The sequence below is a fragment of the Alicyclobacillus sendaiensis NBRC 100866 genome (genome assembly GCF_001552675.1).
Taxonomy (GTDB): domain Bacteria; phylum Bacillota; class Bacilli; order Alicyclobacillales; family Alicyclobacillaceae; genus Alicyclobacillus; species Alicyclobacillus sendaiensis.
The window spans coordinates 1-22920 of the sequence record NZ_BCRQ01000045.1 but is presented as its reverse complement, the minus strand read 5'-3'; the positions used below and the strand labels follow the sequence as shown (position 1 = coordinate 22920).

Sequence of the window (22920 nt, the reverse complement as noted above, 5' to 3'; positions counted from 1 at the left end):
CTGTGTGGGCGTTCTTCATCTCCAGGCGATCTGTAGGGCAACATCACCGATCCAAGCGCTGCACCCTACATTGCGAGACTTCATAACTGCCGGGGCGAAGACCCGAAATTTGTCGAAAACGCGGCCATCGGAAACGACCGGCGCGTTGGAATCGAGTTTTTCGTCGTCCAAGTTTGACGTCCAGGTGCACGGAACTCTGAAACGTGAAGGGAACCGGTGAACGCATCCTCACCTCCACGGGCAAATGAAGATCCCCGTGCGTCCACCACACCCGCGCCTGTCTACGAAAGACTGTCCGTTTCCCACGACGCCAAACGAGCGTCCGTGCCTTTCGCACCCATCCGTCGCTCACATGACTTCGAAAGGGATAACGCGCGGCGTCGAACAAATACTTGACGAGCGGCTTGCCATCGGGATCGAGCTTTCGCGCCAGCCACGTGAATCCGAACGCACATCCCAGGATGAGAAGCCAACGATTCACCACGAGGTTCAAGAGACGAAAAGGGGTCAAGGTGTCCAATAACAGGAATCCAACCCCCGAGAGAAAAAACGTGACGACATCGTCCGCAAATAGGCGAAACCCCAGACTCCGGCGGTTGATGTTGGTGATGACGACCTTCTGTTTGAACAGCTTCTGGTAGGTTCGTGGCATACCAACGCTCCCCAAACACGCGCTCTCTCAGGCACCTGATGGCACCTGCGAGAGCGCGTCCAAGTCAGCTTCCGCTTGGCAGTTTGCCGACCAGCCACGTGAGCACACCAAAGAAGACCGTGGGGTCAACCAAAAAGAGTAAGGCAATAAGCCCAAACACCACTTGGACAACGATGTGCTGATGCTGGCCTCGGATGTACTTCAGCGTGATCCACACGACCATCACGACCAACACGACGACCGCGAGAATATCAAAAAATGGCTGGACTAACTGCCATGCGGGGTTGCTTGTGATTCCACTGAGGCTTGCACCTTGTCCCATACGTGTGCCTCCTTGTCAGCGAAGATGGAGAACATGACACACCATGCCGAGCCATGGCCATGTCCACAGGCCCACCCAGCGAAGTGCGTAGGTTTCGAGCGGTCCTGCGGCTTTTTGAAGCATGGGTGGCGCATGAACGAGGAGGTAGGAAAGCGTGAGCACCGTGACAAACACACGCATAAGGGCGCGGATCAAGCTTTCGCCAGGGCTTTCGACGCCAATGGCCAGCCATGGCACGGGTGGTTTCACCCACCAAGGCAAGGGATAAAAGAGTTGCACGCCCATCGGGTTCACGAGATCGATGAGCCAGTGACTGACCCATCCCATGAAGATTCCTGTCGCCAACCAATCCGGAATGTGAAACCCGAGGCCGAACAGCACAAGGTAGAGGAGCACGGACACCAGCAGGCTATGGGTCAACGTGCGGTGACGAATGAACTTCGAGACCAGCGACGCCCCCGGGATGTGCCGCGACACCCACGATTCGGGTTGGTCGATATCTGGGACGGGAGCCACAACAAACGCCACAGCGATCGTAGCTGCTGCTTGCCATGAGATGGGCGCGTGTTCCGAGACCAGCATCACCTCCGTCAGTGCCGCCGCGAACACCGCGTGCGTGGTGTGGATCAAGAACACCCCTCCTCTCATCAGAGGAGGGGTGTAAGGCAACATCACGATTTGGGATCGTGACGATTCGTACGGTTGGGATCGAGCGGTGTCCGCCGCCCAAGTTCGACGCGCCTGCGTTCAGCGTTGCGCGTAGCGCCCGACGACTTTCGCTCGCTTCGTTGCGTAGTCGGCGGCGCCTTGGGCTTCGCCCGCAACCGCACTGTTCGGGACGGAGACGACACCGAGACCATCGGCACGACTTTCGCGGCCTCCGCTGACTTCGGCGCTTCATTCGGCTTCGGCGCTTCATTCGGCTTCGGTGCTTCGCTCGACTTCGGATTTCCAGGCTCTCCAGGAGAGGAGTTCACACGCTTGAAGCTGGTCGACGACGGCGAATGGGCTGCCGTTCCGCTGACCGCAGAGGGCGTTTGGAACTCATCTTCGAGCTTGGCCGAATCCGAAGCGCCTTCTTCGTGCACTTCGCCTTGTCCTTCGCGCGTCACCCCGCGATCTTCAACCCTCGGTTGCGACACCCCGAATGCTTCGTCCAAGGGATGTGCCCCCGATTCCTCGGCGCTTGATGCGAGCGTCGTGGGGGCTGCGGACATCGTCGGCTCCGCGGACTTCTTCGCCTCCGGACTCGCATCGCTCCTTGCTGGTGGATTTCCTGCAACCGCATCGTCTGTGTTGTTCGGTTGCGGTATGGCGAGCGCCTCTTCCAACGGATGATTCACCGATTCCTCGACGTTAGGAGCTGTCGTCGCCTTCACCCATCCACTTCGCGACATTTCTCGCGGTGAAGCGTCCGACGACGGCTGTTTTTCAGTTTTCACCTGGGTAGACGCAGCCTTGTCCCCCGACGTGGTCGTCTCCGCCGCCACGGTTTCAAGCTGGACCGTGGACGTTTGAGTCACTGCGCCATGAGCCTCTACCTCTGGTGGCGTGGCGAATGACGCTTCCAGATCCGGCATGACCGCCTCAGCTTCCGCTTTCGGGGCCAGCGTGCGGCGATCTGCCACCATCTGTGCAGCTTCCACAGCGGCTGCCGCCCGTTCAAACGCCTCTTCGAGGTGAGGCTCCGCTTGTTCGTCTTCAGCCACTCCATGCGTGTTCGAAGACGAAAGACGGTCATTCAAGTCCTCCTCACCATGTGCGTCCGTTTCGGGATTCGCCCCCATGTCGGATGGGCTTAAATCCGACACACTTGGATTGGACGGCTCCCCACTGGGGCTTTGTTCACCGCTTACGTTCGCGCCGCTCCCCGATTGCACAACGTCACCAAGGGAAGAAGACTGATCCGTACCGGCTCTACCCAGTGAACTGGCGGCCGAATCACCGCTAGCCGAACTTCCAGGCGGTGAACTGTTGCCTGCTGAACCATCGCCCGTCGAGGCACGATCGGTTGAACGGCCACTTGTCGGTCCGCGCATCGTCGCCCCATCGCTTGTTGGCCCCTTGCCGAATGCGCCTGTCCGGCGACGAGATCCAGAACTTGAAGATCGGTCCGCGCTCCCCTGGGCAGAAGAGCCTCCTGCGGCTCCGCCGCGATGGGACGTACTCCACGAACCGGCGAGCGTTCCTGCCATCCCTGCGGCACCGTCTGCTGAACTGTGGCCTCGCCAATCGAAGCGTTTCGAGAGCAGTTCCCGAGTCCGATCTCCAAACTCCGTCCATTTGCTGGCTTGCTTCTTCTTTTCGTCTTCACCGGATGCCTCTGACGAACCGCTTTTGAACCGTTCAAGGGTCGGCATGATGAACGTTGAGAAGATCGGGCCTCGGAAGATGAGCGCACCCAAAAAGATGAGCGCCGCCATGATCGCTCCTGTGACCAGTGTCGTCTCATCCCCCGTCAGGGAGACCGTGTCCATGACAATACTGATGAGCAAGAATGTGATCGACAAGTACACCACGTTCGCCAGCTTGAGGAGCAGATAGCCGATGGCCTGCTTCACCCACTTGAGGACATACGTCCATCCGACCTCGGGGACAAAGCCGAGTGGTAGCACAAAGATCCCCATGAACGTCATGAAGAGAAACGCCATTTCCAGCCCAAACAGGTAGAACGCCATCACGGCCAAGAACATGAGGCACGGAAGCCCGAGCAGCAACATCACGGCCAAAAAGACGATGTTGTTATACGGGTTCGAATTTTTGACATCTGTGCTCGTCCAACCCGTGTGCGCGAAAGGTTGTGGCGTCTTGAGGATGTCGTTCAACAGACTCTGCCTGGCCGAAGTCGTCGTGTTCTGCATGAACAACGTGACCCAGTTGTCCCCGGATTGAATCGTGGCTGTGCCCCCACTGTCCGTCGTGTATGACTCTCCCACCGACGCACTGGATACATTGAAGTCTTGCAGGTTGTTGGAACCATGGCCAAACTGAGCAATTTCCCACGGCTCCAACACATAGATGTTCCAGGCCGCGTCGTAGATGGTGCTGGCGCGAAGATTCGAGATGGACTCAATGGCCGCACTGACCTGATTGTCTACGTTCTCAGACAGATTGTTCACACTTTGAAAGATTGGGGAGAAATGCGAGAAGAAGATGAATAACAACGCACCCGAGAACGCCGTGCTCACGACGGCTGTCAGCATTTTTACATGTCGAGCCCTCAGAAACTGCCAGACTAGATAGACGCCTACGGCAAGCACGAGAAACGGCAGCAGACGTAAAAACACGTTCTGATAGGCAAGCGAGAAAGACAGCCCCAAGCGCTTCGCGACGGGATCCACCAACCAGTTAGGATTTGAAAAGTCCACCGCCAACAAGATCACCAAGTGCATCAACCACGCGATGCCTTGCATGACCAGATCCGCAATCCAGTTGGCGACTTCTTTGATCACCCCACCGCCAAAAAGCGTATTCCACCACCCTTGTGGAGGGAGGGTGAACGTATACACATTTGGCGAGGGCTGTTCCCATCCCGGAAACGGAGACGTGGGATTCGCATAGCCAAAAAGCGTGTTGGTCGCGGCGTTCGACGTGACGACACTGTCGATACTCGGCGCGCCTCCGTTGCCTCCGATGACTTGCAGCATGCCTCCATCCCCTCATTCCGGTGTTGTACTGAACGCCTTCAGCAAGCCTGCATCGACCACATCGATCTGAATTTCGCCGATGCGCCCCAACGGATCGCGCAGGAAACCCCGTCCTCTTTCAAACGACTGGAAGACCTCGACATAGCGATTCAGCATCTCGTCTTCTTCCAGCGGAAGCCCGAGCAGGCGCACCGCATGCTCCACCTGCGTGCGAGACGTCAGACGACCGACAAACGTCCAACCGAGACTCGCGGCCATGTCGTCGTTTTCCGCACCCTGCTTTGGCAAAAGAACATCCGGATTCTGCACGGCGAGCATAAGCACAAGGTTCATACTGCGCCCAAGGAGTAACATGCGGTTGAGGAGCGCACGCCCCTCCGGGATACTGCGAAGAATCCACGCCTCGTCCACAGCGAAAAACTTGCGCACATGTTGTGGAGCCACGACCAGACGTCGGAACGCAATTTGCGTGACCAAGTACAGGATGGCAACGGCGAAACGCTGACTTTCACGCCATGCATCCGGCGAACTCCCCGGGTCCGGGAAGTCCAGACCCATAATCGACGCCACCACCAGCCTCGCACGGCTATCCATGACGTTGTCTTCGCCGTCTTTTCCGTAAAGCGCACGGCCCAGTTCACTCATCCGGTAGTGTTCGAGGAGACCCAGAAAGAGATCCGCGAGATCGCGTTCGTCTTCGGTGCGTTGTGTGTCCCGCTGCTCATGCTCAAGACAAACGAGAAAGTGGTCCATATCCCACTTCTCGCCTTCATAGAGCGTATTGAGGGCTCTCTGGATGACCAACGACGCCCGCTGGTCCTCGCGGCGTGTGGTGACGTTCAACAGCACGCTCAGGAATCCCTCGGCAATAAGCTGCGATTCCCGCGCGTCGCGCCCCAGATGAAACGGTGAGAATTGGAGTTCGCTACCCGCGCCAAACGTCCACCAGACGCTTTCCTGCGGCCACAACTGCACCAAGGAACCGTACTCTGCCTGCTTGGGATCCACGATGGCGCCGATCGCGCCCCACTGAAGCATGGTGTCTGCCGCGTACTTCATCCCGACTGACTTGCCGCTCCCAAGCGTGCCGACAAACGCGGCCGCACCGCTCCGATTGAGTTCGCGCATGGGGCGAAACCAGTCCACCCATACCGGACGTGCGCTATGGACCATACGCGCGAACCACATCCCAGATGGATCACCGACCGTCGCTGTTCCGAGCGCACCGGATGCGGCGAGCACGCTTGGATCCGCGGGAATCGCCCAAGCCTTGTCGACACCGCCCACCGTGCCTGGGAAAAACGCCTGCCACAGTTTCAGAGCATCACCGGGCGGATGGACAAGATGCACGACCCCTTGCAAACGCTCTTTCAGCAACTCCTCACGCCGCAACATCTCAAGCTCACTGTCCGCCCCTACGGCAAAGAACGCGTGAAACGTCGCAAACGCCATACCCGCTTTGAGTTTTGCTTCGAGGGCCTGCGCGTCTTCGAGACCGTCGTAAATGTCCCACGGGATGTCCCCTGCTTGCGCATATTCCTCACCTTGCGCCGCGACAATTTTCCGACGGCGATAGACCAATTCACGCGCGCGCTGGGGCGAGATGATCTCGAAATGCACACAAGCATCGACGGGAAAATGGAGCTTTTCAAGAGGGTGATAGAGCCACTCATCACCGATCGTTTCCAGTCGATCCGGCAGGCTCGCCACCGCCATGATCGATTGGTACGATACGCGTTTGTCGTCATGCTCCACTCGAATGCGAAACGTGTCTTCGCGCACCGCCGCCGAAACAAGCGATAGACGAACAGGTCGTGGACGTATGAGAATATCCTTTCCTTCGATCGTCAAGGTCTTTGGGAGAGGATCAGGCAGTGTATTTGGCCATGGCGCAAGCCCGCGAAAATAGGGCGCACGATGAATGCGCTCCATTTCATGTGGTGTAGCACGCGCAAGCTGCGGAAGAATCGCTTGCAGACGGTTGTACAAGCGCATTTCGGCTTGCCGCGTTACTTCTAGGTCGTGTTGCGAGATCACAGGCGCCTGGACTCGTGCGACCTTGCGTTTGGCATAGCCCCAAAATCGCAGAAATTGATCCGCAACTCGTTCGCGAAGCTTGTCCGGTCTGTCCAACACTTGATTCCATGCGGTTCCGACCGGCGAAGCGAGCGGCAAGATGAGCACTGTGAGTCGTTCGAAAGGTGTCTGGCCATGCAGACGTTGCATCACCAGGTCCACGTGGGCGCGCCAATGCGGATGATCTCCAAAGGAACGCATCCTTGAAGAAACTTCCTCGGCCGAAATCGGCACGGAGACACTGAGGAGCTGCCCTTGCCCGCGATACGTTTGAAAGAACACTTCGAATTGCCGATAGATACTCCGCTTGACCGCTTCCGGCTGATGTTCGTACGGCAACGCCGGTAACCGATAGACCCCATACGCGCTACCGTTGTCTAAAAAGAGAATGTTGTCGTGCCAATAGATGGTGTGCATAAAAAACACCCCTCCTTCATGTGGAGAGGTGTATGGCATCTTACGCGCCTAGATCCGGTGTATCGTCAAATAGGCCGAGTTGAACGGCATTCGCACGCTCGAGTTTCTCCCTCGCTCGCCTCACGTATGACTGTACAGATCCACGAGTGACACCCAATGCCTGTGCTATCCCCGCATAGCTCATACCGCGTTCGTAGGCAAACAGACAAGCGGCTTCGCGAAGGCTTAACACAGAGCGCCATGCGACGGGAAGCCTCTGCCGCCACCATTCCACCACACCCCCTGCCGCGTCTCCCTCGTCTCCCTCGTCGTCCCTATCCCATCTTCCAGACTGTGTTCCTATGGATTTTGCTGCGAGCCGATCCAACACAGCAGGGTCGCCAATGAGCACTTCGCGATGCTCAACGCGTGTCGTACCCTCCATCAGGCACAAGGTATAGTCCAAGGAGCGCGCCATACTTTCATACAGCCACACGTCGCGCTCGAGTTCGGGATGTTCTTGGAGACGCTTTTGCGTTTCCCGCTTCGCATCCTTAATGCGTTGCAACGCCACTTCGTATTCTTGAATCAGGTCCATGAGGTCCGAACGTGCCACAAGGGCCACCTCCAAAAACACGTGGAGAATGGTTAAGTTCTTACAATTACGTTAGGAGATTTGCGATGGTTTTGGCAAGATGTTCGATCCCGTCGTTCGACAATCGGTCTTGATATGCTGCGAGGATCTCGACGAGCAACGAGACCTTCTCAAGTCGCAGTTGTTCCTCCAAAGCGTTGGGACGCTGACCTCGGATCGCAAGAGGTAACACCTCGCGCACCACCCAACGTTGAAATGCACGCGCGTGGGGTTCTCGGCCTGCAAGCGCCAAACGCAACATCCCCGACTCGCGAACAACCAGGATCTCCTCGCGCCCGCCTGCGTTGTCGACCGTCACCAAACCCTTCTCGTCGTCGTCCAACCTTCGTATCGCCTTCTCAATGTTACGCAGCCCCATCGCCTCACACACCCCGACGGCGTCAAACCATGGTTCGCCATCTACCCAAAACACACGCACCTGCGCGCCATTCGCGAAGACCGCCCAGGTTTGTTGCATGAGAGATCGCCCCCTCCGAAGAGCGATGTCTGCAGGGCAAAACGGCATAAAAACAGCCCTTGCGCCACCTTTCGACGCAAGGCTGTTAATTGGAGTGCATGTGTTACCTCTCTTCCACCACGATCGCAGTCGCCAAGGCTCGCTGCGGAACCGTCAAGTAGCGCCCCTCATACCACAGTCCTGTTGAACTCCCCCCGTCAAGGTTCATCGCGTATGTCAAACCGAGCGCTTTGGCGATCTGAGCTTCCTGGTATACATTCGCGTCGTGAATCGTCAAAAACACCAACTGCCCGGACGAATTGAAGCCGACCACCGAGCGCAGTGTCACCGCGTCCACGACTTCGTAGTTATCCAGCCCTTCTTTTGCTGGCTCGATGTCGATGCGGCCATTGTTGAGCAACATGGGGCCAGCACCGATGGCGTTCGGATATGCACTGAAGGGCACAGTCTTTCCTGTGTCCAGTGAGACCACGGTGTCTCCCCACACCGCCCGATCCCCCACGTGCACCCGCTGCATGATGGGTGTTTTCGCCTCGCCCGCACCCATCTCGATGTCGTAGCCATTGCTTGGAATTGGCGTGATGCCATCGTGGATCGCAACGTGAGCGTCAAATCCCGCCCACCTTGCATTCCCACCACGGCTGCACCAAACTCATGCATGACGAACAACCCCGCCGGGGAACCAGCGGGGCAGTTTCGCATGCTATGCTTTTTTCGTCCGTCTGCGGATTCGCTCTGGCAGACGCTCCGACCACGGCAGCAAGTCGTCCATCGTCGGGGCGTCAGTCCGGATGTTGGGTAGCCGTTCGAACAGGTATTCCAGGTACAAGTATGAGTCCAGTCCGTTCTCCTTGGCTGTCTCCACCAGGCTGTACGCGATGGCGCTCGCCCGCGCGCCCCGTGGCGTGTTCGCGAACAGGAAATTCTTCCGGCCAATCACAAACCGCTTGATCGATCGTTCGCTCCGATTGTTGTCCAACTCCAGATGCCCGTCCTCCAGAAACGCCGTGAGCTTCGACCATTGGTTGAGGCAATACGAAACCGCCTGCCCCAAGGCGCTCTTGGGCAGTACCTGTTCACCCTGCTCCTGAAGCCACGTCAAAAACTCGTCCAGCACCGGTCGGCTTAACCTCTGCCGCTTTGCGTGACGTTCTTCTGGCGGCGCGTCCTTCAGGGCGCGTTCAATCTTGAACAACCGGTTGCAGTATTCCAATCCTATCCTGGCCGCTGTCGGTTTCTTTCGCTCCTCTGCCGGCAGCGCGGTATGCGCCTCGTGAAACTTGCGTCTGGCGTGTGCCCAACATCCAACCAGCTTCACATCCGGAATCTCGTTGTACCCGCTGTACCCGTCCACGTGCAGGTAACCATCAAATCCCTTGAGAAATCGCTTCGGGTGCTCCTTCGAACGAGTCTCCTGATAGTCAAATAGGACAATCGGTGGCCCATCCTGACCGCTTCGGTACAGCCACATGTACGATATCGCCTCGGCAGGTCTCCCCGGCTCATGCAGCACCTGCAGTGTCGTCTCGTCCGCATGGAGGTACCGGCGCTTGAGCAACTCCTCATGCAGCCGGTTGTATATCCATTCGAGCCACCGCGTCGTCCCCAACACCACCCAGTTCGCCAGGGTCTGCCGGGTCAACCGCAGGCCTTGCCGGGCAAACTGCTCCTCCAGGCGGTACAACGGCAAGCCATCCACGTATTTCTTGTCGATCACGTACGCCAGCATCGAAGCGGACGCCAGGCTGCCCGGTATCGGGGGCTTGGGCATTTGCGCCTTGACCATGGGCGTTTCGGTCCCATGCTTGTCACACATCCGGCATGCGTATTGTTGCTGGACATGTTCGCGCACCTTCGTCTGTGCCGGGATGTGGATGAGCTCGCGACGGATCTCGACACCTGCCTCGTCCATGATCTCGCCGCAGCACGGACAGATCCGTTCTTCCTCCGGCAGACGGTATTCAATCCGCTCCACCGGAAGGTCTGCCAGCATGGCGTCCCGCTGCCCTGGCTGCTTCTTGCGCCGCTGGTACGTCACCGTTTCGAAGGTGGGTTCCTCTGCCTCTGGCTGCGCCTCCGCCTCCGCTTCGTTGAATACCAGGTCCAAGCGTATCTGGTCGTCCGTTATGCGTTCGCTGGATTTCCCGAATTGCCGATGGCGGGCCAGACGAAGTTGTTCCAGCAGCAACTTGACCTGCTTTTTCAGCTCCGCGATTTCCTTCTCTTGCGCTTCGCAGCGCGCCTGCAGGGCTTCCAGTTGGTTGGGGGTCGCTGTTGGGTTCATCATGCAAAAGGACTTCGACACGGCCGTCGAAATCCCTTGACAGATACTTCTGTGTTTACCGGCCTCACACCACTTTTTTCGCGGTAACCCTCCGGTGTGCTTTCGGTTGGTTCCATGGCAGTCCGTCCAACAGCCAGTTCAGCTCCCGGTGGCTGATGACGAGAGTCTTGCCGTCGCTTGTGTCCGGCCATTGAAACCGGCCCCGCTCCAGCCGCCGATAATACAGCCAGAAGCCGTTGTGCTCCCAGTACAGCAGCTTCAGTTTGTCCCGCCCCCGGTTACAGAACACGAACACCGCGGGAGAAAACGGGTCCAGGTGAAAGGACTCCTGCACCAGAGCCGCCAATCCGTCGATGGACTTGCGCATGTCTGTGCTGCCGCAAGCCAGGTACACGCGCAACTCCCCGGGTCCAGCACCGATGTTCAGCATAGCGAGGCCAAGGTGCGCACCACATCGCGCAGCAGTTCAGTATCGTAACCGGGCGTGACCTCGATGACAGCAGGACCCACGCGCACGGACAGCGGCTTGTCCGTCACTTCAGGCGCGGATTCCTCCGCACGCACCGGGATGAAACGCGGCTCAGCATGATCACGTTGACGGCCGTCGTGGTCGGTGTCCGCCTTAAACTTGCCGACCCAATACCACAGCTGGTGTTCCTTGACCTGATGCGCAGCACACCACGCTGCGCCTGTCAATCCGCTGGCCCGAAAGTCCGCCACGCGGGCACGCCAAAGCTCGCGAAGTTCTTCCAACTCCGCTTTTGTCATGTGGATCCCTCCCATATACGGCTCTGGGGGGATCGTCTCGCACGAGAGGGCCTGGCGCTAGGTGCGGACTATTTGACGCTCACGTACCGTCGGGGAGGATCTTCAACGGATCGCGGATCCCGTTCGTCGCAATGCTCCGCTTAAGCTCCTCATACTTATCGCCGCCGAGATCGGCGAAGTACTCAGCGTTCTTTGGATGCGGCTTGAGCCGATCAATGTGGATGGTGCTCATAAAAAATCCCCTCCTACTGAAGAGGTGTTTGCACGACGAAGACGAAAAGAAAGCCGCCCCACCACATTGGAGAGGCGGCTCGCTGTTTATCACTGACCTAACGTCCCATACCCCGGCGCGACATGCAGCGACGGATCCGCGTACGTCACAACGTTCTGCCAAGCCTGCTGCGGTTGTTGACTCTCGGCTTGTTGAACCAAGCTGTCGTTTCCGAGGCGCGTGAACCAGTACGCAGGCCACCCGAACGTGCTCGCAACGTTTTGCGCCGTCACGGTGAAGCTCCCCGCATCCGTGTTCACCGTGATCGTGAACGAGATATGCGCGCCTTGCGCGAACGCCGTCGCCGGATCCGGACTCAGACTCCACGCCGCGAGTTCAGGCTGGCCGTTCAGGTACACGCCCTTCGGCACATCCGTCCAGCAACTGAACACTTCCGTGGCAGCCGGAGGTGGTTGGTCGAGACCCAGCAGATTGGTGCCCTGCGTCTGCAACGTCTCCGAGTTAATGATCAGTGGCTTCGTCCACGTGATGCTCCCACCATCAGGATTGGTCATTGTGAACGTTACCGTCCCGCTCTGCGGCAGCGCATGCGGAGACCCTTGCCACACGTACCGGAAGCCAAAGCCTGCATCCGGGCGAACCCACACGGTTGGGGTCTGCTGGCCAATCGGCGGTCCGTAAGTGTGGAACGTGATGCCGTTGATCACAACGTTGCTCGAAATCTGATTCGCGTTCGGGCCGCCCACTTCCGTTCCCGTAAAACCATGCTGTTGGAAGTAGGTACAGAACAGTCCCGGACACTGCGCCGCATCCCACTCACTCGACGGCACCGGCAGCCACATGTTCTGCGGCGTGCCAGGATCATACGACAACCCAGAAATTTGGCCGTTGTTCACAGTGTGCGTGTAGACCTTCGATTCCTGAGTCGTATGATCCACACACTGCCACGAGTTGGTCTGCGGATCGTACTGCGGCGTCGGATCGTTGCGGATCCACGTCAACTCCTCATCGCCGTTGCCAAGGCTCACCCATTGCACGTTGGAATCATACGGTTGACCGCAATTGGGCGGCGGAGGTGGAGTGGGTTGATTCCAAGTGACGTTCACGGTGTTAGACTGATAGGCATTGTTGATGTAGGAACTGTGATCCGGCGAATACACCGTCACATACGCGATGAACGTATCGGTCCCGGCACTTTGTGACGCATATTGCGTCGTATACGTGGAGCTCCATGAACCGCCGAGCCACTGGCCCGTTGTTTCGTTGAAGATCTTCAACCACATGTTATTGGGCTGCCATCCGCTCACGACAGTTGCTGTGAGTGTGGTAGCCTGCCCAACATTCAACGAAGTCGGATTGGCTGACAGAGCAATTTGAACCTGTTGTGTCCATGTTACTGTAACCGGATTGGATTGAGCAAGAAATTGGTATTCATTGGTCCACGACGGACTTATCTGGGCGATGTATGTCTGTGACTCAGGAGAAGGTTCACTAACCCACGCCTCAATTGTAACGTTGTTACCCGTTGTAATAGAACGATTGAGCTCCTGCCCGGTACTCTCATCCCAAATGACAAGGTAATCGCCGGGAGGCACATAAGGAGCTGTAGCTGTTAAGATTGACACTTGTCCTACGTTCAGACTCGTAGGATTTGCTGTGAGTGTCGGTGCCAGAATCGGTGTCGGAATAGGCGTCGGGGTGGGTATCGGTGTAGGAATGGGCGTTGGACCAGGCGAAGGAATCGGCGGTGTACCTCCGCTCCCATTGTTATTGCCCCACGTCACCTGCACCGGGGACGAAGTGGCTAGGACTTGCAACGTTGCACCGTCCAAGAGTTCGGCAACATACGTGTCCGTCAGTGGCTGATTCGAGACGGCGGTCGTCGATGCCGTCGGTGCATCATATCCGCCCTCATACTGATTAAACCGCCCTTGCAAAGTCCCTGCGTTGTCCTGATCGTTGATCACGATCCAGTAGCTGTGCCCATTCGGCAAGCCGTTGTAACCCACGCCGTACGCCTGCGCGTTCAGCGTGACCGACTGCCCGACGGTGGGATTCGTATTTGAGGCCGTCAGCGTGATGCTGTACTGGCCGGATCCGCCACCGCCTCCAGTGCCACCATTGCCGGAAATCGTGAAACTGGTCGTGACCGGCCCCGAAATGCGATCCACACCGTCCGAGACCCAGGCACGGGCAACATAATTCCCCGGCGTCAGATTGCTGGCGGAAAACGTGTCGGTGAAGTACCCTTGTGTCCCGTATTCCGCCTGCATCTGGCTCATATCACTGGAACCCGTTCCGGCCAACCACTGTGTTTGACCAGTAGTCGTATTGGTGATTTCCACCGCATCGTAGTGATATGTCGCAAGCTGGCTGTACAGGTATACGGCCGTGTGGAAAGTCAAGGTCACGCTGTTCCCTTGGACCGATGCGGACAGACTTTGCGCCACTGGCCAGCGCGATGTGGCGATGTGGAACGTCGAACTGTACCGGGTGTAAATCTGTCCCGTATACGGATCCCGCCACACCCCATCCGGCGTCAACGTACTGCTGTCACTCGTGAAGATCGCGCCGGATTCGTTCACAAGGTAGGAGAAGGGGAGGAGTTGGGTGGTGTTCCATGTGTTCGTATCTTGCAATTCGTATTGATACTGCTCGGCTCTCGATACCGCGAAGTTTGGATTACCACCCAATGCACTGGCTACTGATTGAGCTTCACCAGGGTAAATCCCAAGGTAGCCCAAGCCGTTACCAACATTCGCGTACTGGGTATCCGCCTGAATTAGGTCGTTAATTGACCATCCGGCGCCGTCTGTCGCGCTTACTTGTGCGATGTTCATGTAAGTGCCAGGTAGGAGAAGCCCCCAACCAGGATAGAACGAGTAATTACTGGGGTATATTCTATAAGTATCACCTCCACGAATCTCGTATGCGTTGTCCTGTGGTACGTACACAATGGCGCCAAAGTTATCCGCCAACGCATTCGGTGCATCCACGACCAGACCACCAAGCAAGGCGATCCCCGCCAGTGCCGCATGTACTGCTCTTCGGCCTCGAAGCCGCACAGTGTCACCCCTCCTTTCCACCTTATAGCGAGGTGTAGGGCAAAAGAAAAAGCGCGCCCATCAGGAACGCGCCTGTATGAAACTTGGCTTTAGCTAATGTAGTCAGAAGAAATATTCGGGAGCCCACCGGAATAACCAACACTATAGCCACCAATACGTACATGCTTCGGTATATCCGCTCCATACACGCTGAGGTCAAATCCCGATCCGGAGTTTTGGAAAGTCAACGTTGTCCCGCCTTGCAGCGGAACATTCCATCCGTTGAAATAACCGTAGCCCCAGGTCATACCATTAGGTTTCGGAACTACCACCGCATAAACTACATTTGCCCCCGTAGCATTCGGCAACTCCACATGAATGGTCTTGCCGTCTCCCCAAACCTTCACACGATCATAGAAATAGGTGGCCGCTGCTTTAGCTTGCTGATACGCTTGCTCTGAATATCCCATCGGTATCCAATCGAACGTATAAACCGGTGCATGTAAGATATACACGCCGTTTTGTTCCTTATATCCATTCAACCACCACTGGAGATTGCTCAACACCGTCTGCGCCTGTGTGGTCGTTAGCTCGGTGTTCGAATCCGTGATGCCCGTACCTTGGAACAAATCGTTCTGTGACGCCCAAGTAAACGGGTCATTCGAGGATTGATGGCTCAAGAATGTCTGTACACTTCCGGCAGCCGCCCCCGAACCCGTATAGGGCACTGCATACGCTGCCCAATCCGCAAGCCACGTCGCAACCTGGCCCGCGGTCACCTGGCCATTGGGATTGGGCATCGTCGCACCCACTTGCGCCATCGTCGGATGAGCTACCACATGTCCAACCAGCGGATGATTAGGATTGAACATCGGCAGGGAATTAAACAACTGCCACATGGCATTTGCCATCGCCTGCTGCGTCTCATACACAGGCCCGCTGGCTGCGCCACCGCTCGACGACTGACCAGACCCGTTTGTCGAGTTGGATACCGTCATGTTCCACTCCGTGCCGTTCCAACTCGTTTGAACGCCCATGTAGCTCAGTGCCTGTTGTAGGTAATAGACGGGCACGAATGTCGTGACCACGCCACGGGAACCTTCATCCAGATACGCAATCCGCGGCGCATACGTCACCGGCTTACCATTGATCTCAATAACCATCGTGCCGCTCGTGATGGGTACAGCTTTCACCGCGCTCGGATCGTTCACCGTCATGCCGCTTGGCGTCGTCAGATTCAGCACACCCTTCGTGCCGTCCCACGATGCCTTCACACCGATTTGACCGAGCGCCTGGTAGATATGCCAGATCGGAAGGAACGCCGTCACCTGACCGTTCGAGCCTCCAAATGGATCCTGCGCCGCGATATGTGACGGCGTCGACAACGGCTGCCCGTTCACTTCCACGATGCTGGGATAGTACGTATACGTCGCTTTCTGCGAGCTTTGCGTGCTGGCCCAAACCAGCGGCGCGGCCGCAAGCACCCCCGTCGCAGACAAGGCCAAAGCCGCCTTCCAAGCATTCATTTTCATCGTGATCAACCTCCTCATCCTTAAGCTCGATGTATGGCAACGCGCGTTTCGTGTCATCCAAATCTATCCTTGCCGTCAGTATAATCCATACCCTTACATTGTGTCAACCATATTATTGATTTTAAGGATTGTATTTGGTTCTCTAATCACAGGATCAACAGCCGATCGCGTTCCTTCTTACCTCATGCCCACAGTCACGTTTACACGCCTGCCCAACGGTCGATACTGAAACCGAGCGCATGCAGCTTCCATTCGTCTGAACCATCTCCCCGCGCTTCCCCGCACCGAGCCGTGCGGGGATTTTTGTGATCGCGGATTCACTCACTGTCGGGTACACCGCCAGACAGCTTCACGGGTCACGAAGCTTGTATACTCATCAGCATCAATGGGTTATACTGAACTCAGGCAATCCGTTGTCATTCGATTCTCACTGACCTCTTCACCTAACCCACCCGCACCTCTAGGTGCGGGCTTTTTGTCCTTCAACCGAATCGACAAGGGCAAGATTTCAGCATCGTAAGACAAGGATCGACAACGCGAACTGGACTAAGCTCAGCTTAGGCCGACACGCTCCATGCTCCTGGGCTGTTCTGTAGCCCCTTTCCGACCGCCCCGGACCCCAACCACTTTGCCCCATACGGATGGAAGGAACCGGGACGAAGGAACTAGGTGTAAGAGTTGCATGCGTGGCGTGAAACGGTCGGGCGATGAAGGCCAGCGGACGATAGAGGCACCCTCCATTTTCCACACGACCTCCCTGCACGCAGACGGTGGTGCAGGGAGGTCGTCGCATCTGGACAAGAATTCGACACTCAAAGACAACGTCCGACCTCTCGCTACGATCTAGACTATCCATGTGGCGACACGCACTTGCCTGAGGCTGGCCACGATTCGGCTCCTTTCGCGCGCCCCCGGCCATTCATCCACGGCCGGGGCGAAATCGTGTTGTTGTGAGTCTTGGCAACAGTGACGAAACGTCGTATCATCGTGTTAGGCCAGCGATGATGGTAAAGCGGTTGGTTTCGCAACGATTACCCCCAAAGCACTTCCCCTGCATCAATGAGCACGATGCAGGGGAGCTTGTTTTTGAACGCCTCAATGAATCTCAATGAATGCGTAGCACTTTTCTGATCCATTTTACCAATGCTTTGTAACCATTCGCCAACAACCAGATCAAGGGAATTGTGAGGAATAGAGGCCACAGCATCAGTATGGCCATTCGAATCATGCCCTTAACATTCTCAATACCTTCGATAACATCCGCAATCAGCATAACAAGTAGGCCAATAACCACATAGCCAGCGACAACGAACCACGGACTCATGCCAACCCGCCTTTCCACCTGGACACGAATCGCATGACAAACCGCCAAATTCACCTACCACCTCGAAAACGAGCTCAAGCGCGCCATCATCCTGAATCACGTGAAAGACGCCGCCTGATGGTTTTCATCTATCTCCAGATCAATTCCCTAATCGCCTCAGACATCCGAATGCCCCAATCTGCAAAGGTGGGATTGAGCAGAAGCCATACGCCGCGATCCCCTTTGCTGTACATCACCACGCGTCCGTCTTCTCGAGCAGACTCTGTCCATCCCATCGCAGTCAATTTCCTTGTCATTTCGTCAATCAGCACACGCCGCAATGTGATCACGTCGTCCAAGGGTACCGTTACTGTTCCGTCCCTTTCTATCCGCGCTTTGCAGGCCAGTCTCAGTGCCAAGATCTCAAGCTCTGTCATGCCTAACCACCCTTATCGTGGCCTTCGCCCCAACGAACCGCACAGTTCTCAACACCGCCAACAGCCCGCGTACTGCTCGAGGTCCAGCCGCATCCATTTCGGCCACGACATCGACCGGATGCGCTGGAACACCCGTTGACGCTCCCGAGCCGAACGATCCATCTCCCGCAACTGCGCCAAGAGCAGACGACGATGAGCACGGTACTCCTCGATCAGTTCCTGCATCGTGGTGTCGGACACATACATAAAGAAAAACCCCCTTTCTACTTAGAGGGGGTTTGTAAGACAAAAACCGCATTCTGAGATGATACGGTCGCCGCGAATGTTCATCGAACGGCCGCTTGCTGCGCTTGATGCGCTACCCAGTCCCCATTCTCGACTCTCGCGTACCCGTCCACTTTGCGCCTCGCCATGCAGTACACCCACCCACGCAGCCTGTTTGCGGTGTCTGAAACGATCGCCCGATCGTAAAAGCTTGGATAGCCCTCCAGTCGATCGAGCCTCGCAAGGCCCTCATCCGTCACCCTGACCCACTCGCCCGTGACCACACCGTCCTCCTCTAGCGTCACCGCCGGGAACGGCCCGAGGTCGTACATCAAGCCACGGATTTGGCCTTCGCCGAGTTCGCACACCAAATAGGGCTCCATGACAGGACGGTTCGGTTGGCCCTTCCGCAATGTGCCGTATACAAACACCGTATGCACGCCCATGCACGCGCCTCCTCCCTAACGCAATTCTAGTTCCAATTCTAATATCAACCTGTATATGGGTCAAGAAAACACATCATCCAATTTCTATTGAAAGACTGATGGATTCGTGATAGGTTTGTCTCGGGAGGGAAACCTCTCTTGGGCACCCCCTTCGTAGGAAGGGGGTGAGAGGGATGTGGCAACACATTGCTGTGGTGCTCGTAGCGGTGGGCTGGAGCCTTGCCCGAATCGGGCATGCGCTTGCAGACATCCTGCGGGCCTTAAACGGCAATCCCCGCCCGGGCCGCAATCCGAAGGCGGGGAAGCCACATCGACCTCGCAGGAGGAGTTAACCCTCCTGCTATGTTCAAGGCTATGTTACCACGTCAGGGCGTATTCGTCTACCGTTCTTTGCCTCAATCCAGCGAGGATACCGTTGCTCACGTCTGCTGACTCGACGGCGCACGCTCAATCTCCTCGATAATCCTCTGCGCCGTCTTCGTGATCCGTTCCAGGCTCGCGCGCAGTTTGCGCTTGTCGCCCCCGGACCACGCCCATACATAGCTGACCGAATAGTCGCGGGTGTCGAACCCAAACGCCGACGCCACGCAGTACGCGACCGCCTCCGCCTCGACCTCCATTTGCTGGCGTTCGGGCGATGGTCCGCCTCCCTCAACAACGGTAAACCGATCATCAAAGTTTGCGTGCATCAGCGCGTGCGCGTACTCGTGGATCAGCGTCTTCGCCTCCTGATCCGGCGACAGCCCGTCGGACAGGCTGATCTTTCGGTCCTCCAGATGGTATACGCCGTTCGCGCCGTGCAGTCGCTGACGGGATTCGTAAGAAACCGGGATCCCCTTGCTGCGAATCACACTCATCAACCGATCCCGGAGTTCCACATGCCGGTTTCCTTCGATTCGCTCATCCAACACCGGAATCGGAGCGCCGTCCGTCTGTGAGATGTCGAAAACCGTCACCGTTTTGAAGCCCACAGCCTTTTGTTTCATGACGGGTTCGCCACTTTCGTCCAGTACCGGATCACCGTGTTCGTCCTCTTCCGGCACCTTCTTGATGACCGGCGCGAGGATACTGATGCCCCGCTCGCCGCGCATGACGTGACGCCCGAACTCCTGCCACTTCTTGTAGCCCTTCACGCACGACGCGTTCGGGCGCTGGGCGTAAATCAGCATGACGTTGTGAAAGCTGTACCGCGGCACGCGCGCCGCAAACTCCAGGTAGCACTTGAACTGCTCGCTGTCCTGGAACGTGTCCAACAACGCATTGAGCCGCTCGAACGCCTCCTGCACCTTCGGGTTCCGGCTGTGCGCCACAAACGCGCGCTGTGCCGTCGCCTCGTCCTGGGCGTCGTCCGGGTTGTCCGCCGTCGCAGGCCCGCCGAGTGGGACTTCGTCCTCCGTCTCCACCGTTTCAGGCGGCGATCCCGTCTCCGCCCACCGGGCCGCGCTGGACTCGTTCAGTCCCAGCGCTCGCGCGCGTTGATAGAGCTCGCGATTCGGGCCGTGGTAGTCCTCGTTTCCGTACTCCGCCGCGAGGTGACTTGGCACGTGAGCCACGGCCTTACGCAGTTCCTCCGCCGAATACGACTCCAGGGGCCTGGCCTTTGGCGCGATCGCCTCGATCGCCCCGTGCGTGCTGATGAGGGGCGCCTGGTCATCGGGGATATCGGGCAACACCAGCGGACGCTTCAGAAAGCGCTGGACGCGCTCGTCCGACATGACGCTCCAGCCCTTGGGCACGCGCCCCGTCCAACCGACCTGACGCAGCAACCACTTGGCGCACACCGGACCGGCACCGCGGCGAATGCTCGGTTCCGCGCGCAGTGTGCGCGTGCAACGAACGCAGTTGGTCACGAAAAATCCCCCTCCGACGAGAACATGATCTCGTTAGAGGGGGACTTGAAGGGCAGAACGGCACATGACCGCATCAGTCGAGCATCGTCGCCAACGCCCGGCGATACACCTCGACTTGCTCGGCAGCATACCGATGCGCCGGGTTCTCGAGCTTTTGCTCCAGCCAATGGGCGAATTCACGAAGCGTGTGAAGCTGCGTTCGGATCGTCGACAATTCGTCTTCCTGACCGCCGGAGTTCGCCCACTGCTCGATTGACCGGAGGAAGGCCTCGAATCCACCCTCGGTCAGTTCACGATTCCGCTCGTTCTCGAGTTCCCGCAGCCTCGCTTCAAGCTCGGCGATCTTGGCCGTAGCGAGTTCCAGATCCCGACGGTCGCGCCGAACCGCCTCCTCCGCGGCGCACGCGGCCTCCTCTTCCCGAGCTCGTTCCTCTGCTCGTCGGGCACGTTCAGCCGCTCGCTCTTGCCGAATCTGCTCGTCCCACTGCCGGGCCATGTCCGGGTTCGCCTTGTACTCCTCAATCGCGCGCTCCACGTCCTCCTCCCGGAACAACCGGCCAACGACCGTGCGCGTACGCCGCGTCTCCAGTTCCTCGCCCTCATTGCTGAAGCGATATTCGCGGGTGACGTGAGGCAACCTAGACAGCAGAAACTCCCGATGCCGCGCGGGCACACCCGCGTCCATCATCAGTCGCTTGGCGTCCGTCGCGGTGATACGCGCGGACTGTCGTGTGGCAACCCCTATGTCGGAAGACCGATCGTGAGTCGATACAGGCGCGTCGACCTGATCTCCTATGGCCAACAGCCGTTGCACCCGTTCGTCCGATACCGCGGACCAGCCTCGTGGTATCCGGCCCTCAACCCCAGCTTGTCGCAACAGCAACTTCGCGCACGCAGGCCCGGCACCGCGGCGAATACTGGACGGCGAACGAAGCGGACGATCACAGCGCACACACCTGAACATAAAAAATTCCCTCCAGCGAGAAAATGATCTTCGTTGGAAGGGGTATTGGAAGACAAAATGAATCAAAAAAGCAGAGTGGAACTCCAACTTCCACTCTGCTTCCATTAGGATGCCGTTGATCATGGAGTGCCTACCCATGGAGGTGCAACGAATCTACCCCCATCATACACTTCGGACCCTCGCAAATTCAACACATGGGAAGCCTGCTGTTTACAAATACAACAACCGCTTTATCTCACTACCAACACCGCCTGCCTCGCCCGATGCAGCACCCCTGTGCTCACGCTTCCCATGAGCATCCGGTCGAGCCCCTTCCGTCCATGTGTGCCCATCACAATCAGATCCGCGTTCACTTCGTCAGCGACACTTACGATGGCGTCCGCTGGCGCACCGTATTCACCGCGGAACGTCACACGCCCAGCATAAGCCTTGAACTTCGTCATCACCTCTTCCCGAAGTTCTTGCTCAAGAGCCGTCTCCTGCGCCTCTACGTCCATGACCGTCGGCATGCCAATCCCCGTCCAAGCATCGGCCGCCGGTACCGTCGGCACGTGCGCATACACTGCGACAAGCTCCGCTTCCGGCCACTTGTCAAGCATCTCCGCCGCCCACTCGGCAGCTCTCCACGCGCACTCCGAACCGTCCACGGCCCACACGATCGTCTTCATCACTCATCACTCCAATGTGGCACTTCTGCACCAAGAGGAGAGACGCATTCGGCCACAATGGTGTCTCCCTCGACCGTGAAACGCATCGGGTCACCATTCCGGAGATTCCATGCCCCCCGAACCTCTGGAGGAATCGTCATCCTCCCCAGTCGGCCCACATGCCGAACTCTCCGACAGGCTCTTACAAGCCTCGCCTCCTGGATCTGATCTGCTTTCCAGTTCGCGATGGCCCCGTCCCGTTCCTGCCTCTGTGTTAGACTTCACCCGGCAAACTGGCCCCGTCCGCGTGAGATGCCTGAGCCAACAGTGCTACAACGGTCAGCACAACAAACGCCACCTCAATCACGACCGACACCGTGCCCCAAGTAACAATACTCCCGGGGAGCGGAAGGATATGATGCCCCACGAACGGCGGCGCACCACCAAGCGCTGGCCTGTGTCCAAAGCGATGCGTCCCCAGACCGCCCGGAGGTCTCCGCGGGAACCCTCGCCTTCCAAACACCAAAGCTCGAAGTCCCGGAATCGAACCCATCCCGAGCTTCGCGAAGGCTGCGCCACCAGAGACCAAAAACCCCAGGATCCACCCCGGCCAACTCCCTTTCCATAAAATCCAGACGAGCGCGACCCATGCCCCGATGGCGTTCAAAAGAAAGAGAACCCCGATCCGCGAATGCAGTCCAAACTGGTTGACCATGAGTGCCAAGTGGATGTACCCCACCAAGAACAGCAGAACACTTCCAAGGATCGCAAACGTCCAGTCCCATCGCGTTCGAACTCGCACCGCGCCCCTCGCCTCCATAAACTCAGAATATTGGACAAGCTCATCTTCAGATCAAAAGCTCAAAAATAGTTTGAGGCGTTCGCAGCCGCAGAACAAGCGTATCCACAAAACAAAACCAGGGCCGACTTCTCCTTCTCTCGGG

22 protein-coding genes and 1 pseudogene are annotated in these 22920 nt (G+C 57.6%); all 23 read right to left on the bottom strand.

What is annotated here, in order from left to right; genetic code table 11:
* Positions 1-43: 43 nt before the first annotated feature.
* The 23 genes and pseudogenes from AS26_RS09725 to AS26_RS09625 all read right to left on the bottom strand — a co-directional run bounded on the left by AS26_RS09725 (position 44) and on the right by AS26_RS09625 (position 22778).
* Positions 44-652 (bottom strand): conjugal transfer protein, encoded by a 609-nt coding sequence (locus AS26_RS09725; protein WP_012810544.1) that lies wholly within the window; start codon positions 650-652, stop codon positions 44-46.
* 64 nt (positions 653-716) lie between these two features.
* Positions 717-974 carry a hypothetical protein gene (locus AS26_RS09720; RefSeq protein WP_012810543.1) on the bottom strand — a complete coding sequence of 86 codons (258 nt, stop codon included), beginning with the start codon at positions 972-974 and terminating at the stop codon, positions 717-719.
* Between the two features lie 15 nt (positions 975-989).
* Entirely contained in the window at positions 990-1610 is a 621-nt protein-coding gene (locus tag AS26_RS09715) for a metal-dependent hydrolase (protein WP_245629708.1), read from the bottom strand.
* A 35-nt stretch (positions 1611-1645) separates the two neighbouring features.
* Positions 1646-4621 carry a hypothetical protein gene (locus AS26_RS09710; RefSeq protein ID WP_062308950.1) on the bottom strand — a complete coding sequence of 992 codons (2976 nt, stop codon included), beginning with the start codon at positions 4619-4621 and terminating at the stop codon, positions 1646-1648.
* Between the two features lie 12 nt (positions 4622-4633).
* The gene (locus AS26_RS09705; RefSeq protein WP_062308947.1) at positions 4634-7114 is read right to left on the bottom strand and encodes an ATP-binding protein; all 2481 of its coding nucleotides are present in this window, start codon (positions 7112-7114) and stop codon (positions 4634-4636) included.
* Positions 7115-7154: 40 nt separating this feature from the next.
* Positions 7155-7709, bottom strand: coding sequence for a sigma factor-like helix-turn-helix DNA-binding protein (locus AS26_RS09700; protein WP_083516058.1), 555 nt, complete (start codon positions 7707-7709; stop codon positions 7155-7157).
* A gap of 46 nt (positions 7710-7755) precedes the next feature.
* Positions 7756-8205 (bottom strand): BRO-N domain-containing protein, encoded by a 450-nt coding sequence (locus tag AS26_RS09695; RefSeq protein ID WP_062308945.1) that lies wholly within the window; start codon positions 8203-8205, stop codon positions 7756-7758.
* Between the two features lie 103 nt (positions 8206-8308).
* On the bottom strand, positions 8309-8722 hold the full coding sequence (locus AS26_RS09690) for a phosphodiester glycosidase family protein (protein ID WP_245629707.1): 414 nt from the start codon (positions 8720-8722) through the stop codon (positions 8309-8311).
* Between the two features lie 186 nt (positions 8723-8908).
* Entirely contained in the window at positions 8909-10492 is a 1584-nt protein-coding gene (tnpC, locus tag AS26_RS09685) for an IS66 family transposase (protein ID WP_157068477.1), read from the bottom strand.
* Positions 10493-10553: 61 nt separating this feature from the next.
* The gene (gene tnpB / locus AS26_RS09680; RefSeq protein WP_169793487.1) at positions 10554-10883 is read right to left on the bottom strand and encodes an IS66 family insertion sequence element accessory protein TnpB; all 330 of its coding nucleotides are present in this window, start codon (positions 10881-10883) and stop codon (positions 10554-10556) included.
* 29 nt (positions 10884-10912) lie between these two features.
* On the bottom strand, positions 10913-11257 hold the full coding sequence (tnpA, locus tag AS26_RS09675; protein WP_245629706.1) for an IS66 family insertion sequence element accessory protein TnpA: 345 nt from the start codon (positions 11255-11257) through the stop codon (positions 10913-10915).
* 82 nt (positions 11258-11339) lie between these two features.
* Positions 11340-11489 (bottom strand): annotated as a pseudogene (locus tag AS26_RS14250) (ParB N-terminal domain-containing protein); the annotation flags it as partial.
* Between the two features lie 89 nt (positions 11490-11578).
* Positions 11579-14554 (bottom strand): hypothetical protein, encoded by a 2976-nt coding sequence (locus tag AS26_RS14245; RefSeq protein ID WP_157068476.1) that lies wholly within the window; start codon positions 14552-14554, stop codon positions 11579-11581.
* A gap of 89 nt (positions 14555-14643) precedes the next feature.
* Entirely contained in the window at positions 14644-16065 is a 1422-nt protein-coding gene (locus AS26_RS09665) for a stalk domain-containing protein (protein WP_062308939.1), read from the bottom strand.
* 1105 nt (positions 16066-17170) lie between these two features.
* Entirely contained in the window at positions 17171-17443 is a 273-nt protein-coding gene (locus tag AS26_RS09660) for a hypothetical protein (RefSeq protein ID WP_148213742.1), read from the bottom strand.
* Positions 17444-17517: 74 nt separating this feature from the next.
* A complete protein-coding gene (locus AS26_RS09655; protein WP_012810520.1) occupies positions 17518-17805 on the bottom strand; it encodes a hypothetical protein in 288 nt (95 codons plus the stop codon).
* Between the two features lie 48 nt (positions 17806-17853).
* On the bottom strand, positions 17854-18051 hold the full coding sequence (locus AS26_RS09650) for a hypothetical protein (RefSeq protein ID WP_012810519.1): 198 nt from the start codon (positions 18049-18051) through the stop codon (positions 17854-17856).
* 80 nt (positions 18052-18131) lie between these two features.
* A complete protein-coding gene (locus AS26_RS13860; RefSeq protein ID WP_083516056.1) occupies positions 18132-18515 on the bottom strand; it encodes a gamma-glutamylcyclotransferase family protein in 384 nt (127 codons plus the stop codon).
* A 419-nt stretch (positions 18516-18934) separates the two neighbouring features.
* Positions 18935-20365, bottom strand: coding sequence for an ArdC-like ssDNA-binding domain-containing protein (locus AS26_RS09640; RefSeq protein WP_062308937.1), 1431 nt, complete (start codon positions 20363-20365; stop codon positions 18935-18937).
* Positions 20366-20438: 73 nt separating this feature from the next.
* Positions 20439-21329 (bottom strand): DUF6011 domain-containing protein, encoded by an 891-nt coding sequence (locus AS26_RS09635; protein ID WP_062308952.1) that lies wholly within the window; start codon positions 21327-21329, stop codon positions 20439-20441.
* Between the two features lie 230 nt (positions 21330-21559).
* Positions 21560-21997 carry a universal stress protein gene (locus tag AS26_RS09630; RefSeq protein WP_062308935.1) on the bottom strand — a complete coding sequence of 146 codons (438 nt, stop codon included), beginning with the start codon at positions 21995-21997 and terminating at the stop codon, positions 21560-21562.
* Positions 21997-22155 carry an AbrB/MazE/SpoVT family DNA-binding domain-containing protein gene (locus tag AS26_RS14935; protein ID WP_373278183.1) on the bottom strand — a complete coding sequence of 53 codons (159 nt, stop codon included), beginning with the start codon at positions 22153-22155 and terminating at the stop codon, positions 21997-21999. Before AS26_RS14935 ends, AS26_RS09630 begins: the two co-directional genes overlap by 1 nt.
* Before the next feature lie 95 nt (positions 22156-22250).
* The gene (locus AS26_RS09625; protein ID WP_062308933.1) at positions 22251-22778 is read right to left on the bottom strand and encodes a hypothetical protein; all 528 of its coding nucleotides are present in this window, start codon (positions 22776-22778) and stop codon (positions 22251-22253) included.
* Between the last annotated feature and the right edge of the window lie 142 nt (positions 22779-22920).

Coding starts and splice junctions, on each gene's coding strand:
- AS26_RS09725 (WP_012810544.1), bottom strand. CDS start 652: ATGCCACGAACCTACCAGAAGCTGTTCAAACAGAAGGTCGTCATCACC.
- AS26_RS09720 (WP_012810543.1), bottom strand. CDS start 974: ATGGGACAAGGTGCAAGCCTCAGTGGAATCACAAGCAACCCCGCATGG.
- AS26_RS09710 (WP_062308950.1), bottom strand. CDS start 4,621: ATGCTGCAAGTCATCGGAGGCAACGGAGGCGCGCCGAGTATCGACAGT.
- AS26_RS09705 (WP_062308947.1), bottom strand. CDS start 7,114: ATGCACACCATCTATTGGCACGACAACATTCTCTTTTTAGACAACGGT.
- AS26_RS09695 (WP_062308945.1), bottom strand. CDS start 8,205: ATGCAACAAACCTGGGCGGTCTTCGCGAATGGCGCGCAGGTGCGTGTG.
- AS26_RS09690 (WP_245629707.1), bottom strand. CDS start 8,722: ATGCAGCGGGTGCACGTGGGGGATCGGGCGGTGTGGGGAGACACCGTG.
- tnpC (WP_157068477.1), bottom strand. CDS start 10,492: ATGATGAACCCAACAGCGACCCCCAACCAACTGGAAGCCCTGCAGGCG.
- tnpA (WP_245629706.1), bottom strand. CDS start 11,257: ATGACAAAAGCGGAGTTGGAAGAACTTCGCGAGCTTTGGCGTGCCCGC.
- AS26_RS09665 (WP_062308939.1), bottom strand. CDS start 16,065: ATGAAAATGAATGCTTGGAAGGCGGCTTTGGCCTTGTCTGCGACGGGG.
- AS26_RS09655 (WP_012810520.1), bottom strand. CDS start 17,805: ATGACAGAGCTTGAGATCTTGGCACTGAGACTGGCCTGCAAAGCGCGG.
- AS26_RS09650 (WP_012810519.1), bottom strand. CDS start 18,051: ATGTATGTGTCCGACACCACGATGCAGGAACTGATCGAGGAGTACCGT.
- AS26_RS13860 (WP_083516056.1), bottom strand. CDS start 18,515: ATGGGCGTGCATACGGTGTTTGTATACGGCACATTGCGGAAGGGCCAA.
- AS26_RS09635 (WP_062308952.1), bottom strand. CDS start 21,329: ATGTTCAGGTGTGTGCGCTGTGATCGTCCGCTTCGTTCGCCGTCCAGT.
- AS26_RS09630 (WP_062308935.1), bottom strand. CDS start 21,997: ATGAAGACGATCGTGTGGGCCGTGGACGGTTCGGAGTGCGCGTGGAGA.